The sequence below is a fragment of the Frankia sp. CcWB2 genome, assembly GCF_977927585.1.
Genome location: NZ_CDWRCM010000114.1, coordinates 9,527 through 10,029 on the forward strand (window position 1 = coordinate 9,527; position 503 = coordinate 10,029).

Annotated in this window: 1 pseudogene; it reads left to right on the top strand. The window is 67.4% G+C overall.

What is annotated here, in order from left to right:
- Window positions 1–267: 267 nt before the first annotated feature.
- Window positions 268–503, top strand: a pseudogene (locus ACY45C_RS13250) (ParA family protein); the annotation flags it as partial.

Consider the following 503-nt stretch of genomic DNA (forward strand, 5'->3'; position numbering starts at 1 on the left):
TAGGCCACCAACGCGGCGGCCTCGTTCCCATCGATCGTCTTCTGACCCATGCATCCCAGACTCAGGCGTCCGGAGACGGATCGAGGGGGGACTTCCTTCCCGTCCCCGAAGGCGGAAGTCACCAGTATCCGACTCCCGGCCACGTGACCGATCCAGAAACAGCCGTAGTCTGCTGGTGAACCGGACGCGGAAGCTTGAGGGTCCGGCCGAGGAGGCACGACGTCCCTCCGCCGCCGGGCGGAGCGCGCGACCGGGAGCGAGGATGCGGTGAAGGTCGTGGCGATCGCCAGCTACAAGGGCGGGGTAGGCAAGACCACGCTCACCGCAAACATCGGCGCCGCGATCGCCCGGCTGGGGAGACGGGTACTGATGATCGACTTGGACCCGCAGGCGAACCTGACCTTCTCCTTTTACCGGCCCGAGACCTGGCGGACGGACCTCGCCGACCACCGGAGAACCGTCAAGGCGTGGTTCGAGTCGTGGCGGCCGGAGACCACCCCACC